The 16,978-nt window shown below is 66.8% G+C and carries 14 protein-coding genes, 1 pseudogene and 2 riboswitches; of the genes and pseudogenes, 12 read left to right on the top strand and 3 right to left on the bottom strand.

Annotation, left to right across the window (positions count from 1 at the left end; genetic code table 11):
* Window positions 1–5: 5 nt before the first annotated feature.
* Genes gatC through gatB form a run of 3 tightly spaced genes read left to right on the top strand, consistent with a single transcriptional unit; the run spans window position 6 to window position 3,430 of the window.
* Window positions 6–302, top strand: coding sequence for an Asp-tRNA(Asn)/Glu-tRNA(Gln) amidotransferase subunit GatC (gatC, locus tag J7I79_RS12115; RefSeq protein ID WP_028272567.1), 297 nt, complete (start codon window positions 6–8; stop codon window positions 300–302).
* 3 nt (window positions 303–305) lie between these two features.
* A complete protein-coding gene (gene gatA / locus J7I79_RS12110; protein ID WP_214953437.1) occupies window positions 306–1,922 on the top strand; it encodes an Asp-tRNA(Asn)/Glu-tRNA(Gln) amidotransferase subunit GatA in 1,617 nt (538 codons plus the stop codon).
* A complete protein-coding gene (gene gatB / locus J7I79_RS12105) occupies window positions 1,922–3,430 on the top strand; it encodes an Asp-tRNA(Asn)/Glu-tRNA(Gln) amidotransferase subunit GatB (RefSeq protein ID WP_214953435.1) in 1,509 nt (502 codons plus the stop codon). The genes gatA and gatB overlap by 1 nt, the downstream gene beginning before the upstream one ends.
* Before the next feature lie 80 nt (window positions 3,431–3,510).
* Here the strand turns inward: gatB and J7I79_RS12100 are convergent, their stop codons facing one another.
* On the bottom strand, window positions 3,511–4,419 hold the full coding sequence (locus J7I79_RS12100) for a LysR family transcriptional regulator (protein ID WP_214953433.1): 909 nt from the start codon (window positions 4,417–4,419) through the stop codon (window positions 3,511–3,513).
* 120 nt (window positions 4,420–4,539) lie between these two features.
* Here J7I79_RS12100 and tdh point away from each other — a divergent pair, with 120 nt between their 5' ends.
* The 4 genes from tdh to hutI all read left to right on the top strand — a co-directional run bounded on the left by tdh (window position 4,540) and on the right by hutI (window position 9,244).
* Window positions 4,540–5,586: an L-threonine 3-dehydrogenase gene (tdh, locus tag J7I79_RS12095; RefSeq protein WP_214953431.1), complete on the top strand. Its 1,047-nt coding sequence runs from the start codon at window positions 4,540–4,542 to the stop codon at window positions 5,584–5,586.
* 67 nt (window positions 5,587–5,653) lie between these two features.
* On the top strand, window positions 5,654–6,883 hold the full coding sequence (locus tag J7I79_RS12090) for a glycine C-acetyltransferase (protein WP_214953429.1): 1,230 nt from the start codon (window positions 5,654–5,656) through the stop codon (window positions 6,881–6,883).
* Window positions 6,884–6,902: 19 nt separating this feature from the next.
* Entirely contained in the window at window positions 6,903–8,030 is a 1,128-nt protein-coding gene (locus J7I79_RS12085; RefSeq protein ID WP_214953427.1) for an FAD-binding oxidoreductase, read from the top strand.
* Window positions 8,031–8,041: 11 nt separating this feature from the next.
* Window positions 8,042–9,244: an imidazolonepropionase gene (hutI, locus tag J7I79_RS12080; protein WP_214953425.1), complete on the top strand. Its 1,203-nt coding sequence runs from the start codon at window positions 8,042–8,044 to the stop codon at window positions 9,242–9,244.
* A 29-nt stretch (window positions 9,245–9,273) separates the two neighbouring features.
* Here the strand turns inward: hutI and J7I79_RS12075 are convergent, their stop codons facing one another.
* A complete protein-coding gene (locus tag J7I79_RS12075; RefSeq protein WP_251042698.1) occupies window positions 9,274–9,954 on the bottom strand; it encodes a histidine phosphatase family protein in 681 nt (226 codons plus the stop codon).
* A 93-nt stretch (window positions 9,955–10,047) separates the two neighbouring features.
* Here J7I79_RS12075 and J7I79_RS12070 point away from each other — a divergent pair, with 93 nt between their 5' ends.
* Window positions 10,048–10,815 (top strand): CPBP family intramembrane glutamic endopeptidase, encoded by a 768-nt coding sequence (locus J7I79_RS12070; RefSeq protein WP_104172606.1) that lies wholly within the window; start codon window positions 10,048–10,050, stop codon window positions 10,813–10,815.
* A gap of 123 nt (window positions 10,816–10,938) precedes the next feature.
* Here J7I79_RS12070 and J7I79_RS12065 read toward each other — a convergent pair whose 3' ends face one another.
* Entirely contained in the window at window positions 10,939–11,577 is a 639-nt protein-coding gene (locus J7I79_RS12065; protein ID WP_214953423.1) for a VOC family protein, read from the bottom strand.
* A 158-nt stretch (window positions 11,578–11,735) separates the two neighbouring features.
* Window positions 11,736–11,851, top strand: a riboswitch (SAM riboswitch).
* 40 nt (window positions 11,852–11,891) lie between these two features.
* Between J7I79_RS12065 and J7I79_RS12060 the strand changes: the two are divergent.
* From J7I79_RS12060 to J7I79_RS12045, 4 genes and pseudogenes are all read left to right on the top strand, one after another.
* Window positions 11,892–12,870: pseudogene (locus J7I79_RS12060) on the top strand (O-acetylhomoserine aminocarboxypropyltransferase/cysteine synthase family protein).
* Between the two features lie 137 nt (window positions 12,871–13,007).
* Window positions 13,008–13,123: riboswitch (SAM riboswitch) on the top strand.
* A gap of 12 nt (window positions 13,124–13,135) precedes the next feature.
* Entirely contained in the window at window positions 13,136–14,287 is a 1,152-nt protein-coding gene (locus tag J7I79_RS12055) for a homoserine O-acetyltransferase (RefSeq protein ID WP_214953421.1), read from the top strand.
* A 169-nt stretch (window positions 14,288–14,456) separates the two neighbouring features.
* A complete protein-coding gene (locus tag J7I79_RS12050) occupies window positions 14,457–15,839 on the top strand; it encodes an MFS transporter (RefSeq protein ID WP_214953419.1) in 1,383 nt (460 codons plus the stop codon).
* A gap of 19 nt (window positions 15,840–15,858) precedes the next feature.
* Window positions 15,859–16,977 (top strand): zinc-dependent alcohol dehydrogenase family protein, encoded by a 1,119-nt coding sequence (locus tag J7I79_RS12045; RefSeq protein WP_214953417.1) that lies wholly within the window; start codon window positions 15,859–15,861, stop codon window positions 16,975–16,977.
* Window position 16,978: the final 1 nt, after the last annotated feature.

Raw genomic sequence — 16,978 nt, 5'->3', positions numbered from 1 at the left:
GATCCATGGCTGCGATCAACCGCGACGACGTCGCGCATCTCGCGCGTCTCGCGCACATCGAGATGAGTGCTGAAGAGCTGGACCGGATGGCCGGCGAACTGGCCGTCATCGTCGATTCAGTGAAGTCCGTAAGTGAAGCCGCCGGTGATGATGTCCCGGCCACGTCCCACCCGATCCCGCTGACGAATGTGTTCCGTGAGGACGTCGTGGGCCACACCTTCACAGCCGAGCAGTCCCTGAGCGGTGCACCCGACGCATACGAGGGCCGCTTCAAGGTTCCGGCCATCCTGGATGAGGACTGATAAATGACTGAACTGAACAGCACCGGCTCCAACGGCGCAAGCTCCGACAGTACAGCCCTGATCCGCCTCTCAGCGGCCCGGCTCGCCCAGAAGCTCGCAGCCGGCGAGGTCACCTCCGTCGAGGTCACCCAGGCTTACCTGGACCGCATCGCAGCGGTCGACGGCGGCCCGCGGGGAGTGCACGCCTTCCTGCACGTCAACACCGAGGAGGCGCTCGCCGTCGCCGCGGAGGTGGACGCCATCCGCGCCGCAGGCGGCGCCGCGGCAGCAGAACTCCATGAACTCGCCGGCGTTCCCATCGCCGTCAAGGACCTCATCGTCACCATCGGCCAGCCAACCACGGCCGGCTCCAAGATCCTCGAAGGCTGGCACAGCCCGTACGACGCCACGGTGGTCAAGCGCCTGCGCGACGCCAAGATGCCCATCCTGGGCAAGACCAACCTGGACGAATTCGCCATGGGCTCCTCCACGGAGCACTCGGCCTACGGTCCCACCCGCAACCCGTGGGACCTGGACCGGATCCCGGGCGGCTCCGGCGGCGGCTCGGCTGCCGCCGTCGCCGCCTTCGAAGCGCCACTTGCCCTGGGCACGGACACCGGCGGATCCATCCGCCAGCCCGGCGCCGTCACCGGCACCGTGGGCGTCAAGCCCACCTACGGCAGCGTTTCCCGCTACGGCGCCATTGCGATGGCCTCCTCGCTGGACCAGATCGGCCCCGTCTCCCGCACGGTCTTGGACTCGGCCCTCCTGCACCAGGTCATCGGCGGCCACGACCCGTATGACTCCACGTCCCTGCCGGACCCCCTGGAGGACCTCGTTGCGGCGGCAAGGCTGGGCAACGTGGACGGCATGAAGATCGGCATCATCAAGGAGCTCCACGGCGAGGGCTACCAGGCCGGCGTCGAGAACCGCTTCAACGAATCGCTGGAGCTGCTCAAGCAGGCCGGCGCGGAAATCGTTGAGGTGTCCTGCCCCAACTTCAAGTACGCGCTGGGCGCCTACTACCTGATCATGCCCTCGGAGGCTTCCTCCAACCTGGCCAAGTTCGACGGCGTGCGGTACGGCCTGCGGGTCCTTCCGAAGGATGCGCCGCTCACCATCGAACGCGTTATGGGTGCCACCCGCGCCGCAGGCTTCGGCGACGAAGTGAAGCGCCGCATCATCCTGGGCACCTACGCGCTCAGCGCTGGCTACTACGACGCCTACTACGGCTCGGCCCAGAAGGTCCGCACGCTGATCCAGCGTGACTTCGAGGCCGCGTTTGCCCAGGCCGACGTGCTGATTTCCCCGACGGCCCCCACCACGGCCTTCAAGCTGGGCGAGAAGCTGAACGACCCCCTGGCCATGTACCTCAACGACGTCGCCACGATTCCGGCCAACATGGCCGGCGTTCCGGGCCTGTCCCTGCCGGGCGGCCTGGCGGATGAGGACGGCCTGCCGGTCGGCATCCAGCTCCTGGCCCCGGCCCGCCAGGATGCGCGCCTGTACCGCGTGGGCGCTGTCCTTGAATCCCTGCTCGAGGCTAAATGGGGCGGACCGCTCCTGGCCCAGGCCCCGGCTCTGACCACCTCGGTGGCCGGGCCTGTCGAGAGCCTTGTCGAAGCCCAGGAGGCAAAATAATGAGCGTTGACGCAACCCTGAGCTTCGAAGAGGCCATGGAGAAGTACGATCCCGTCCTGGGGTTCGAGGTCCACGTGGAACTCAACACCAAGACCAAGATGTTCTCCTCCGCCCCGAACGTCTTCGGCGACGAGCCGAACACGAACGTCAACGAGGTGGACCTGGGCATGCCTGGCGTGCTGCCCGTGGTGAACAGGACGGCGATCGAGTCCTCCATCAAGATCGGCCTCGCGCTGAACTGCACGATCGCCGAGACCTGCCGCTTTGCCCGGAAGAACTACTTCTACCCGGACACCCCGAAGAACTTCCAGACCTCCCAGTACGACGAACCCATCGCCTACGACGGCTACCTGGACATCGAACTGTCGGACGGCACCGTGTTCCGCGTTGAAATCGAGCGCGCCCACATGGAAGAGGACGCCGGCAAGCTGACGCACATGGGCGGTTCCGCAGGCCGCATCCAGGGTGCCGACTACTCGCTGGTGGACTACAACCGGTCCGGTGTCCCGCTGGTGGAAATCGTCACCAAGCCGATCCAGGGCGCCGGCAGCCGCGCCCCGGAACTGGCTAAGGCCTACGTGGCCGCGGTGCGCGAGATCGTGAAGAACCTTGGCGTCTCGGACGCGAAGATGGAACGCGGCAACGTCCGCTGCGACGCCAACGTTTCGCTGCGCCCGCACGGCCGCGAACGCTTCGGCATCCGCTCGGAAACGAAGAACGTGAACTCGCTGCGCGCCGTCGAACACGCCGTCCGCTACGAGATCCAGCGCCACGCCGCCGTCCTGGACTCCGGCGAGCCGGTCATCCAGGAAACGCGCCACTGGCACGAGGACACTCGCTCGACGACGTCGGGCCGGGCCAAGTCCGACGCCGACGACTACCGCTACTTCCCGGAACCGGACCTGGTGCCGATCGTCGCTTCCCGCGAATGGGTCGAGGAACTGCGCGCCACGCTGCCCGAGCCGCCGGCCGAGCGCCGTAAGCGCCTGCAGGCCGACTGGGGCTATTCGGACCTGGAATTCCGCGACGTGGTCAACGCCGGTGTGATGGACGAGATCGAGGAAACCATCGCCGCCGGCGCCGCCGCCACGGTGGCCCGCAAGTGGTGGATGGGCGAGATCGTCGGCCGCGCCAAGAACGCGGACGTCGACCCCGGCCAGCTGGGCGTCAAGCCCGAAACCATCGTGGAACTGAACAAGATGGTCGAAGCCGGCAAGATCAACAACAAGATGGCCGCCGAAGTCCTCGACGGCGTCCTCGCCGGCGAAGGCACACCGGCGGAGATCGTGGAGAAGCGCGGCCTGGCCGTGGTCTCCGACGACGGCCCCCTGCTGGAAGCCATCGACGCGGCACTCGCCGCGCAGCCCGACGTCGCGGACAAGATCCGCGCCGGCAAGCTGCAGGCCATCGGCGCGATCGTGGGGGGCGTTATGAAGGCCACCCGCGGCCAGGCCGACGCCGGCCGCGTCAAGGAGCTGATCCTGCAGAGGCTCGGCGTCGAAGGCTAAGTCACCCGTTTTAACCCAACTGGGTCGCAGTTAATGTCGTTTTGATCGCTCATAACGACATTTACTGCGACCCAGTTGGGTTAAGGGGATACCAGGCCGGCCATGATGTCCTCCAGTGCCTCGCAGACCATCATCACTGAGGTCCGCTTGAGGTTTTCCGGGCGGGCCAGGATGTCGATGCGGCGTCGGGTGCTTATGCCCTGCAGCGGCCGCAGGACAATCTCCGGATTCAGCACCGGCCGTGCGGTATGCCGCGGCAGCAGCCCGATCACGCTGCCGGTTGCCACCAGTCCCGCCACGGTGGAGTAGTCGTTGATCCGGTGGACAATGTTCAGTTCCCTGCTGGACACGGCCGCGACGGCGGACAGCACATCCGCGGGGGAGTAGCCGGTGTGGCTGGTCACCCACGGTTCGCCGACGACGTCGTGCGCCGTTAGGATTTCCTTGCCGGCCAGCCGGTGCCCGGCGGACAACGCCACGTCCAGCGGCTCGTGTGCCAGCGGGATGACGGCCACCCGCTCCTCCGGCCACCGCGGGCTGTGGTCCATGCGGTGTGCCAGCACCAGATCGTAGCGTGCAGTGAGCGCCGGGAAGTCCTGCTGGGCCACATCCTCGTCCGAGAGCAGCACCCGGGGTTTGTCGGGTGAGTCCAACAGCCGGGCCAGCGGTGCGAACAGTGCCTGCCCGGCGCTGTGGAAGCCGCTCACCGTCACGGGGGCCACCGTGGAGCCGTGGTACGCACCGATCGCCATCCGGGCGTCCGCCATGGCGCTCACGACGGCGGCACCGGCGTCGGCCAGTGCCTGGCCGGCCTCGGTAAGCACCAGGTTCCGGCCCTCCTTGCGGGTCAGCGGCACGTCGACGCTTCGCTGCAGCGCCGCCAGCTGCTGGGAGACGGCGGAGGGCGTGACCAGGAGTGTTTCGGCGACCGCCTTGACGCTGCCCAGCGCGCCGAGTTCCCGAAGCATTTCGAGCTGATGGATTTCCATCCACCGATTCTATTGCTTAGAAATCTCTAAATCGTCGATTGAGAAAAATTCGGTTGTGCTAATGCTTCTTTGTGGTTCTAATGAAGGGAGTCACCCGCAACACCGAGAGTAAGGAAGCCAATGAAGGCTCTGTACAAGGCCGGCGCACACGCCGGATTTGAGCTGGTGGACCGCCCCGAGCCGGAAACCGGCCCCGGCGACGTGAAGATCCGCGTGATGACCACCGGGATCTGCGGCACCGACCTCCACATCCAGTCCTGGGACGCGTGGGCGCAGGGCATCATCCAGGCACCTTTGATTGCCGGCCACGAATTCTATGGCGAAGTGGTGGAAACCGGCGAGGCCGTCATGGACGTCAAAGTGGGCGACCGCGTCTCCGGGGAAGGGCACATCGTCTGCGGCATCTGCCGGAACTGCCGTGCGGGGCGCAAGCAGATGTGCATCCACACCGTCAGCGTCGGCGTGCAGCGTGACGGTGCCTTCGCCGAATACGTTGTTATCCCCGAGACCAACGTCTGGGTCCATCAGGACCCTTCAGTCACTCCCGAACTCGGAGCCATCTTCGATCCGTTCGGCAACGCCGTCCACACCGCCCTGAGCTTCCCGCTGGTGGGCGAGGACGTGCTGATCACTGGCGCCGGGCCCATCGGACTCATGGCTATTGCCGTGGCCCGCCACGCTGGCGCCCGGAAGATCGCCATCACGGATGTTTCGGCGCCGCGGCTGGCACTGGCCCGCCAGCTTGGCGTGGACCTCGCCATCGACGTGTCAAAGATGCGCGTCAAGGATGCCCAGCGCGAACTGGGCATGCGCGAGGGCTTCGACATCGGCATGGAAATGTCCGGGCACCCCACCGCCCTGCCGGAGATGATCGACAACATGAACCACGGCGGCCGGATCGCGATGCTGGGCCTGCCGAGCCAGTCCATCGACATCGACTGGGGCAAGGTGGTCACGCATATGCTGACCATGAAGGGCATCTACGGCCGCGAAATGTTCGAAACCTGGTACGCCATGAGCGCCATGCTGTCCTCGAACCCGGTGCTGCACGCCAACATCTCGGCGGTGGTGACGGACACCCTGCCCGCCACGGACTGGGAGAAGGGCTTCGAGGTTGCCCGCGCCGGCGTGGGCGGCAAGGTTGTCCTCGACTGGACCGTCTTCTAGCAGTTCCGCCACCGGCCGCCGTGCCGCCACCACCCGCATACTTCCACTTCCGCTGAGGAGCGCACCCATGTATTCAGCCATCAAGGACCAGCTGCAGAACGAGCTGGACGAGATCCGCACCGCAGGCCTGTTCAAGACCGAACGCCACATCGACTCGCCGCAGGCCAGCCACATCACGGCCGGCCAGATCGGCGAGGCGGGCGCCAAGGTACTGAACTTCTGCGCCAACAACTACCTGGGACTCGCGGACCACCCTGACATCATTGCCGCCGCGAAGGAAGCCATGGACGAGCGCGGCTTCGGCATGGCAAGCGTGCGCTTCATCTGCGGCACCCAGGACCTGCACCTGGCCCTGGAGGCGCGTGTTTCGAAATTCCTGGGCACCGAGGACACCATCCTGTTCTCCAGCTGCTTCGATGCCAACGGCGGCGTGTTCGAGTCCCTCTTCGGTCCCGACGATGCCATCATCTCGGACGCACTGAACCACGCGTCCATCATCGACGGCATCAGGCTCTGCAAGGCACAGCGGTTCCGCTATGCCAACCGCGACATGGCGGACCTCGAAGCCAAACTGATTGAGGCCACCACGCAGGAGAAGCCGGCCCGCCGGAAGATCATCGTGACGGACGGCGTCTTCTCCATGGACGGCTACCTGGCTCCGCTCGAGGCGATCTGCAACCTGGCCGAAAAGTACGATGCCCTGGTGATGGTGGACGACTCACACGCCGTGGGCTTCATGGGTTCCACCGGCGCGGGCACCCCTGAGCACGCCGGCGTCAGCCACCGGGTGGACATCTACACCGGCACGTTCGGCAAGGCTCTGGGCGGCGCCTCCGGCGGCTACGTCTCCGGCCGTGCCGAAGTGGTGGCCATGCTCCGCCAGAAGGCACGCCCCTACCTGTTTTCCAACTCCCTCGCGCCGGCCATCGTGGCCGCCACGCTGAAGGCCCTGGACCTGGTGGAGAACTCCGCCGAGCTGCGTTCGAAGCTCTTTGCCAACGCCCGGCAGTTCCGGAGCCGGATGGCGGCGGAAGGCTTTGAGCTTCTCGACGGCGAGCATGCCATCGTGCCGGTGATGTTCGGCGATGCCGTGATGGCCGCGAAGGTGGCCGACCGGATGCTCCACCATGGAGTGTTCGTGACCGCGTTCAGCTACCCGGTGGTGCCCAAGGGCGCCGCCCGGATCCGGGTCCAGCTCTCCGCGGCGCACAGCGCGGACGATGTCGAAGCCTGCGTCCGCGCGTTCGTCGACAGCCGCAACGCGGTGAGGTCCTCAGGTACTGACGTGACGTCCTGACGGGTGCAAGGATGGAGGCATGTCAGCAAATTACGATGTGGTGATTGTGGGCGGCGGCATTGCCGGGCTGTCCCTCGCCTCCGCCCTGGCCGGTAAATGCAGTGTGGCGCTCGTCGAGGCCGAACAGTCCCTGGCCTACCACACCTCAGCCCGGTCGGCCCGGCAACTGATCCCCAGCTACGGGCCCGTGGTGGTGCAGGAGCTGACCCTCCGCACGCTCGGGCTGATCGCGGCACGGGACGCGGAGCTGCCGGAGCCCGTCCTGTCGCCGCGCAGCTTCATGCTGATCGGCGACGAGGACACGGTCCGGGAGGAAGCCAGCGGGCACATGCACCGGATCCCGCATGCCGAGGCCCTGGAGCTGTGCCCGGTCCTGGATCCCGGATTCTTCACCGCCGCCGGCCTGGACACCGGTTCGTTCGCCTGCAACGCCCCCGTGCTGCTGGAGGACCACCGGCAGCGGGCCGAAGCCGGCGGGGTGGACATCATCACCGGGGCCAAAGTCCATTCCGCCCAGCGGCTCGGATCCGGCTGGGAGCTGGGCGCCGGCCAGGAGGCCTTCCAGGCAGGCATCGTGGTCAACGCGGCCGGGGCCTGGGCCGATGAACTCGCCGTGATCAGCGGCGTGGAGAAGCTCGGGCTCCAGCCGTACCGCCGCACGGCGGCGATTGTCGACGTCGAACGTTCCCTCCCCGACGCCTGTCCCATGGTGGCGGCTGCCGACGAGTCCTTCTACTTCCGCAAGGAAGGGGACGACGTACTGATTTCGCCGTCGGAGTCCGTGCCGAGCGGTCCGGAGGACGCGAAACCCTACCCCGGCGACGTCGAGGCGCTGGTGGCGCGGCTCAACGCGGTGACCACGATGGGCATCAGGGGCGTGAAGTCTGCGTGGACCGGCCTCCGCACCGAAGCCGCCGACGGCGTCCCGGTAGTGGGGTTCGACGCCGAAGCCACCGGATTCTTCTGGCTCGCCGGCCAGGGCGGTTACGGTTTCCAGACCTCGTCCGGCATTGCGGAACTGGCCGCGGAACTGATCCTGGCCGGCCCGTCCGTGGGGCAGCGTGCCTGGGACGAGGAAACCGGGCTAAGTCCGGCATCCCGGACAGCGGCGGCCCTGGCCGCAACCCGCTGGTCCATCCGGCACTGAAGAATGGACTCATGAGCACCCTCATCACCAACATTGCCGAGCTGATGACCCAGGACGCGGAACACCGCGTCCTCAACGACGCCGCCGTGGTGATCGAAGGCGAACGCATCTCCTGGATCGGGCCGGCCGCCGCCGCCCCTGCAGCCGACGACGCCGTGGACGCCGGCGGCCGGGCGCTGCTCCCGGGCTGGGTGGATTCGCACACGCACCTGATCTTCGCCGGCGACAGGACCGCGGAGTTCGAGGCCCGGATGGCGGGGGAGAGCTACAGCGCCGGCGGGATTGCCGTGACCACGGGAGCCACCCGGAGCACAACCGACTTCGACCTCACCCGGCTGGCGCTGGGCCGGGTGGCCGAGGCCGTCTCGCAGGGAACCACCTACCTGGAAACCAAGACCGGCTACGGCCTGGACCTGGAGAACGAGGCACGGAGTGCGCGCATTGCCTCCACGGTGGCTGACGAAGTGACCTACCTCGGCGCCCATCTGGTCCCTGCCGGCGCCGATGCCGACGAATACACTGACCTGGTGTGCGGACCCATGCTGGCGGCCGCCCGGCCCTATGTCAGCTGGGCGGACGTGTTCTGCGAGCAGGGGGCTTTCAACGAAGCGCAATCCCGCCGCGTCCTGCAGGCCTGCAAGGACGCCGGCCTGGGCCTGCGCGTCCATGGCAACCAGCTCGGCGAAGGCGCCGGCGTGCAGCTGGCCGTGGAGTTCGGTGCGGCCAGCGTGGACCACGTGAACTACTTATCCGCCGCGGACATCGAAGCGCTGGCCGCCAGCTGGGCCGGGTGGCAGGGAACAGGCGTTCGGGGAACCGTGGCCACGTGCCTGCCGGCCTGCGACCTCTCCACCCGCCAGCCGCTTGCCCCCGGCCGCGACCTCCTCGACGCCGGGGTGCCGATAGCCCTGGCCTCCAACTGCAACCCCGGCACTTCCTACACCAGCTCGATGGCATTCTGCGTCACCACCGCCGTGCTGCAGATGCGCCTCAGCGTCCACGAAGCCGTCCGGGCGGCCACCTACGGCGGCGCGCTTGCGCTGCGGCGCGAAGTGGGGAACGACGCCGACGGCGAACGGGCGGTGGGTTCGGTCGCCGTCGGCCACCGCGCGGACCTGCACCTGCTCAACGCCCCCTCTGCCACGCACCTGGCCTACCGGCCGGGCATCCCGCTGACCCACGCCGTCTGGCGGGCGGGCGTCCGCGCCCGCTGACAGCAGGGTCCGCGCTGGCGTCGGCGCGGCTAGAAGACCATGGGCGGGGCGTCCAGGACCGTCTCGTCCACGCGGCGGTCCACCCACTGGCTGAACGGCTTGTCCAGCTCATACTTGCCGACGTCCGTGCGCACCAGGGTCCGCACCTCGGCATTGTCCGGGTTGTTGAGGGACTCGAAATACTCCACGGACCAGTGGAACCAGCGCATGCAGAACAGGCGCATGGTGAGCCCGTGCGTCACGAACAGCGCGTTGGGGGCGTAGTTCGGTTTGGACCAGTGCCGGTGGAGTGTCTCCATAAAGGAGGAGATCCGGTCGTAGACGTCCGAGCCCGATTCACCCTCGCGGAACCGGTAGAAGAAGTGGCCGTAGGCGTTCCGGAGTTCCTTCTGGTCCTCGATCTCTCCGGCGATCTGGAAGTTCGCCCAGTCCTGTTCGCGGAGCCGGGGTTCCTCGATGACCCGCTCCACGAGGGATCCCAGGTTGAGCGCTTCGAGGCTCTGGTAGGCCCGGAGATAGGGCGAGACGTAAACACACACCCGCCGCCCGTCCAGTTCCCGCCGGACCTGCTCACCGGCGGCCTTTGCCTGTTCCAGACCGAGCTCCGTCAGCGGTATCCGGTAATCGGGCACCCGGTTATAAATGGAGGTGTCGGCATTGGCGGCGGACTGGCCATGCCGGATCATGATGATTTTTCCGGGCGCACTCATAAACTCCAAGCATAGGCCCGGCAGGGGAGCGGCCGCGGAGGGTCGGCACGCCGCGGACAGGAAAGAACCAGAAAGTGGAGGCAAGATAGGAACATGCTGGTTCCCTCCCGCCGTCGTCTGCGGATTGAAGTCTGGATTGTCCTGGGTCTGTCGCTGGGGCAGTCCGCCGTGTATTCGGTGGTGCAACTGCTGGACAAGCTGACGCGCGCACCCCTGGCGGAGGGCACCTCCACCCTTAACCGCTCGCAGAGCACCCGCGAATACTTCGACCTCACGTACCAGCTGTTGGACATTGTGTTCGCGCTGGTGCCGGTGCTGCTGGTGATCTACTTCCTCACCGAGCACCGGCCGGCAGGGGAGTCCGGTGCTTCGGCCTTCCGCAGACTGGGTTTCAACTTCGCCCGTCCCGGCAAGGACCTGCTGCAGGGGCTGGGCCTCGCCGCGCTGATCGGCATTCCGTCCCTGGGGCTCTACGCCGCCGGCCGGGCGCTGGGCATCACCACCGCCATCATTCCCAGCGCACTGGACGCCTACTGGTGGACCATCCCCGTGCTGATCCTGTCCGCCGTACGGCACGGCATCGTCGAGGAAGTCATCGTGGTGGGGTACCTGCTGGACCGGCTCGGCAAATTCGGCTGGAGCATGCCATTGGCCATCTTCGCCAGCTCCATGCTCCGGGGCAGCTATCACCTCTACCAGGGCTTCGGCCCCTTCATCGGCAACGCCGTGATGGGCGTCGTGTTTGCCTGGATCTACACCAAGACCCGCCGCGTTATGCCGCTGGTGATCGCCCACGCACTGCTGGACATCGTGGCCTTCGTCGGCTTCAGCCTCTTCGGCAAGGCCATCGGGCTGGGCTAGCCGTCCGTTAAAAGGATTCGGCCGCTATCGGTGGGTGACGTCCTTGGCACCCGCTGATAGCGGCCGAAGTTCAGGGGCAGCACGCTGCCCGTGGCCCGTAACGGACCACACGGTGGATCAGGATCAGATGATTACTGCCCCGGAGGCGGTTTCGAAAGTGACGGAGAGGATTCCCGGCGTCCCGTGCGGGGCGACCCAGTTCACTGCGACATCCTCCAGCGGCCTTTCCACCGGTTCGCCCAGCCACTCCGTGACCCGCTCCGCAGAGCCGGCAATGGTGAGGCTGGACATCTTGACGTTGCTTGGGTAGGCGTTGGACGGGTGAAGGTCCGGATCACCTTCCCACTTGAGCATGTACGGCACCTGCGGGTCCGCAATGAGGCCCAGGATGCCGATCTGCTTCCAGACGAGTTCGCGGCCGTCGGGGAACTTGCGGTTGCCGTTGACGGCTGAACGGCCCAGGCGTTCTTCGAACGGTGCCAGGTCGTCCACTTCGACGCACCAGCCCATCCAACCGCCGCCTGCTGCCGAGCGGGCCCGGACAGCCTGTCCGAAGGGAGCCTTGTCGGATGCCGGGTGGTCCAGGACCTCCACGACCTCCAGGTATTTGTGCCCGGCAAGCGGGATTATCATGTTGCGGGTGCCGAAACGGGGGTGCACCCCGCCCTTTACGGCTTCGACGCCGAGGGCGGACGAAATACGTTCGGTGGTGGCTGCCAAGCCATCCTGTTCACAGGCGTAAGAGACGTGATCCATGCGCATGCCCTCATCTTGGCACTTTGTGATGGAGCTCTCAGCTAAGGTTCCCCTAACCTTGATGGGATGTCCTCCCGGGCCGGCCTGAAGCGCACGAAATCGCACGGCTGACGTCCTTCGTCACAAAGCTGTTCGCGCATATTCACGTTCCTAGACTGGGCCCAGGTCATGAGCGCCAGCATTGAGCCCCGGCTTGCTGGCCGGCAACCCTCGTTCCGCGGTGGGGTGCCCCGGGTGAGGACCTGGCCCTCCGGCATCCGCCGGGCGGCAAGCGTGCCACCGGTGCCAGGGCGCTGCCGATCTACCAGACGACGTCGTTGGTGTTTCCGAGCGCCGAAAGTGCAGCCAACCGCTTTGCGCTGGCCGAGCTTGCGCCCATCTACACGCGGATCGGCAACCCCACCCAGGACGCCGTCGAACAGCGCGTGGCCAGCCTCGAAGGTGGCCCTGCAGCCCTCCTGCTCAGCTCGGGTCAGGCTGCCGAAACGTTCGCCATCCTCAACGTCGCCGAAGCCGGCGACCACGTGGTGGCCAGCCCCAGCCTCTACGGCGGCACGTACAACCTGCTGGCCCACACCCTGAAGAAGTTCGGCATCTCCGTGACGTTCGTGGAGGATCCGGACAACCTGCAGCAGTGGAAGGACGCAGTCCGGCCCAACACCAAGCTGTTCTTCGCCGAGGTGGTGTCCAACCCCCGCCAGGACGTCCTGGACATTGAGGGGGTCTCGCCCGCCGCCCATGAAGCCGGCGTGCCGCTGATCGTGGACAACACGCTGTCCACGCCGTACCCCATCCGGCCGCTGGAGTGGGGCGCGGACATCGTGGTCCACTCGGCAACGAAGTACCTTGGCGGCCACGGCAGTGCGATTGCCGGAGTGATCGTGGACTCGGGCAACTCACGTTGCCAACGCAGTGAGCGTCGCCGAATGGCTCGAAGCCCGGTCCGACGTCGAATCCGTCGCCTATGCGGGGCTGCCGTCCAGCCCCTGGTACGAGCGCGACCGCAAGTACGGGCCCATGGGCACCGGCGCCATCGTCTCGTTCAACATCGCCGGCGGGGCCGAGGCAGGCAGGCGGTTCGTGGACGCCTTGGAACTTCACTCCCATGTGCCGAACATCGGTGACGTGCGCTCCCTGGTCATCCACCCGGCGTCGACCACGAAAAGCCAACTGACAGCCGAACAGCAGGCCGTGGCGGGCGTGACGCCGGGTCTGGTCCGGCTCTCCGTGGGGCTGGAACACATCGATGACATCATCGCTGACCTCGACGCCGGTTTCCGCGCCGCCAAAGGCGCCTAAGGGAACGGCGGCGGCTGCGCGGGAGGGCCCGCCGCCGCAGTGCTGACCCCGTATGACTCCCGGCGCCTCGACGCCGGGAGTCATATTGGTGTCACAATCTTCGCCATTGCCGGGACGCATTTCGTAGACTCACTACAGGTCATGAGTGCCAGCGACAGCCCCGGCTTGCTGGCCGGCAACCCTCCTTCCGCGGCGGGGTGCCCCGGGTGAAGACCTGGCCTGCCGGCCAGTTGGCGGCGGGCAAGCGCGAAGAAGAGGTCCTCAGATGACGATTGCCGTCACCCGCAGCGGTGTACCCGAAACAAACGTTCACGAAGTGAAAACCAACACAGTTCCTGATGGCACCGTCAAGTTCCTGAGCATCGGCGGCCTTGACCTCGAAGCGGGAGGGCACCTGCCCGACGTTACCCTCGCCTACGAAACGTGGGGCACGCTGAACCCGGACCGCTCCAACGCCGTGCTGGTGCAGCACGCGCTGACCGGCAGCACCCACGTGACGAGGGGAGCCAGTGACGAGGAAGGCTGGTGGGAGCAGCTTGCCGGTCCGGGCGCGCCGGTTGATACCGACAAGTACTTCGTGATCTCCATCAACATCGTGGGCGGCTGCTACGGCTCCACCGGCCCCTCCACTCCTGCTCCGGACGGGAAGCCGTGGGGCTCACGCTTTCCCTTGGTCACCCTGCGGGACACGACGGCGGCCGAGGCGCGGCTGGCAGACGCCCTGGGCATCGGGAGCTGGTACGCGGTACTGGGCGGATCGATGGGCGGAGCCCGCGCCCTGGAATGGGCCGTCAGTTACCCGGACCGGGTCCGGCGCTGCGGCGTGATTTCCATTGGCGCCAGCAGCACCGCCGAGCAGATCGCCTTTGCCCAGGCACAGACCCTCGCCATCCGCCAGGACGTCAACTTCAACGGCGGCGACTACTACGGCGGCGCCGAGCCGGAAGCCGGCCTGGCCCTTGCCCGCAGGATTGCGCATATCACGTACCGCTCCGCGAACGAGTTCGAGACCCGCTTCGGCCGCAGTGCCCAGGGCGGCGAAGCGCCGCTCCAGGCAGTCTCGCTGGGGGATCGCGGCCGCTACCAGGTGGAGAGCTACCTGGACCACCAGGGCACCAAGCTGGTCCGGCGGTTCGATGCCAACAGCTACATCGCCATCACGGAAGCGCTCATGAGCCACGACGTGGTCCGGGGCCGCGGCTCGCTGACGGAGGCGCTGGCACAGTCCACGGCGGAGTTCTTCATTGCAGCCGTGGACACTGACCGGCTGTATTTCCCCGCGCAGTCCCACGAACTGGCAGCTGCGCTCCCGGGTGAAGTGCCGGTGCACGTGATCGAGGCGCCCATCGGCCACGACGGATTCCTGACCGAGATCGGCCAGCTCAACACCCAGCTTCGGCAGAACTTCTTCGCGTAGCCCGCCGGCTCAATGTGCATTTATGCAGAGCTGTCCTGCAGAAAAGGGCGTTGAGCCTGCGGCAATGTGAGCCCATACTCTAGGGGACCGACGCGTTGGTGGTGCACATCACACGCGTCCCTACGGAATGGTCCACATGGTGTCGACGGAGACGCCGAAGGAGTTCACAATGAGCACACAAAACTCTGCCGCAAGGCGCACGGATGAGACTGACGTCAAGGCCTCCGGGCTGAAGAAGGTGGTAACGGCCTCGATGGCCGGCACCGTTGTCGAATGGTATGAGTTCTTCCTCTACGCGTCCGCGGCCACCCTGGTCTTCGGCAAGATGTTCTTCCCCAATTCCGGCACGGAACTGGACGGGATCATTGCCGCCTTCGTCACGTACGCGGTGGGCTTCGTGGCCCGCCCCATCGGCGGCATCGTCTTCGGCCACTTCGGCGACAAGTTCGGCCGCAAGCAGCTGCTCCAGCTGAGCATCATCCTGGTGGGCGTCTCCACCTTCGCCATGGGCTGCCTGCCCACCTTCGCGCAGATCGGCTACTGGGCTCCGGCCCTGCTGGTGTTCCTGCGCTTCGCGCAGGGCTTCGCCGTCGGCGGTGAATGGGGCGGCGCCGTCCTGCTCGTAGCCGAACACAGCCCCAGCAAGTCGCGCGGATTCTGGTCCAGCTGGCCGCAGTCCGCCGTTCCCATGGGCAACCTCCTGGCCACCGGCGTGCTGTTCACGCTTTCCTCCACGTTGTCCTCCGCCGACTTCCTCGGCTGGGGCTGGCGCGTGGCCTTCTGGCTGTCCGCGGTGATCGTGATCGTCGGCTACTACATCCGCACCAAGGTCCAGGACGCCCCCATCTTCCTCGAGGCCCGCAAGGAAGTCACCGTGGAAAAGAAGGGTTACGGCGTTGCCGAAGTCTTCCGCCGCTACCCGCGCGGTGTCTTCACCGCCATGGGCCTGCGGTTCGCGGAAAACATTCTCTACTACCTTGTTGTCACGTTCTCCATCACCTACCTGAAGGTCGTGGTCCAGACTGACACGTCCAGGATCCTCCTCCTGTTGCTCGTGGCACACTTCATCCACTTCTGTGCAGTGCCCATGGTGGGCAAGATGTCGGACGCATTCGGACGCCGCCCGGTGTACATGGCGGGTGCGATCCTCGGCGGCACCTGGGGCTTCTTCGCCTTCCCCATGATGGACACCGGGAACGACCTCATCATCCTTGCCGCCATCACCATCGGTCTGCTCTTCCACGCGCTGATGTACGCCGGCCAGCCGTCCATCATGGCCGAGATGTTCCCCACCCGGATGCGGTATTCGGGCGTATCGCTGGGCTACCAGGTCACCTCGATCGTGGCCGGTTCGCTGGCTCCGATCATCGCCACCGCCCTGCTGAGCAGCTTCAAGTCCTCCACCCCGGTGGCGCTGTACCTGCTGGGCGCCTGCATCGTGACGGCGGTTTCCGTGTACTTCCTCAAGGAGACGCGCGGCATTTCCCTGCACGACGTCGATGCCGCGGACGCCCAGGGCACGGCGGACCTTCTTGCCTCCGGCAAGAAGTAAGAGCAAGGAAACAGCCTCCATGCGAGCGGCAGTCCTCTACGCCACGGTTCCCGCCGGAACCGGCTACACCGCAGCCCGTCCGCTGCTGATCCAGGAACTGGACCAGCCCGAACCGCGGCCGGGCGAGCTCGGCGTTGCCATCACCTACTCCAGCCTGTGTCACTCGGACCTTTCGGTGGTGGACGGCTCCCGCGTCCGGCCACTGCCGATGGCGCTCGGCCATGAGGCCGTGGGACGGGTGGTGGCCGTCGGCGAGGGCGTCGACGACGTCTCCGAAGGCGACCACGTGGTGCTGGTCTTCGTCCCCAGCTGCGGAAACTGCCGGGCGTGCCGTGCGGGCCGCCCGGCCCTGTGCCACCGCGCCGCGGAGGTCAACGGCTCAGGTGACCTCCTGCACGGTGAGGCACTGCTGCGGACACCGGCGGGGGAGCGGATCAACCACCACCTCGGGGTGTCAGCCTTTGCGGACTATGCCGTGGTGGCCCGGGAATCCGTCGTTGTGATCGGCGACGACGTCCCGGACACCGTTGCGGCCATGTTCGGCTGCGCCGTGCTCACCGGAATGGGAGCCGTGCTGAACACCGCGGCGGTCACCGCCGGACAGTCAGTGGCCGTTTTCGGACTCGGCGCCGTCGGGCTCTCCGCCGTGATGGCCGCGTCCCTGGCCGGCGCCGCCGCCGTCATTGCCATCGACCCCAACGAAGGCAAGCACCAGCTCGCCCTGGACTGCGGTGCTACGGCTGTGGGAACCCCGGGTGACGCCGCGCGGCTGGTCGCTGAGGCGACCGGCGACGGCGTGGACGTCGCCGTCGAGGCCGTTGGGTCCGCCGGGGTGATCGCATCGTGCCTGGACCTCGTAACGCGCGGCGGCGCCGTCGTCTCCGTCGGCCTGCCGAAACCGTCCGCGGAACTGACGGTGGGGGCCTTGCAGTTCGCCGGTGCCGGGAAACGGCTGCTCGGTTCCTACATGGGAGATGCCGTCCCCGAACGGGACATTCCGCTGTATCTTGACCACTGGCGGGGCGGGCGGCTCCCCGTGGAACTGCTGCACACGGACACCAGGCCGCTGGCCGAAATCAACGAAGGCCTCGATGCCCTGGCAGCCGGCGAAGTGGTGCGCCGGCTGTTCCAGGCGTAGG

Origin of the sequence: Arthrobacter sp. ISL-69 (assembly GCF_018613775.1) — a bacterium.
Classification (GTDB): domain Bacteria; phylum Actinomycetota; class Actinomycetes; order Actinomycetales; family Micrococcaceae; genus Arthrobacter.
Note: the sequence above shows the minus strand (reverse complement) of the source record. Positions and strands in the feature narration are given on the sequence as shown.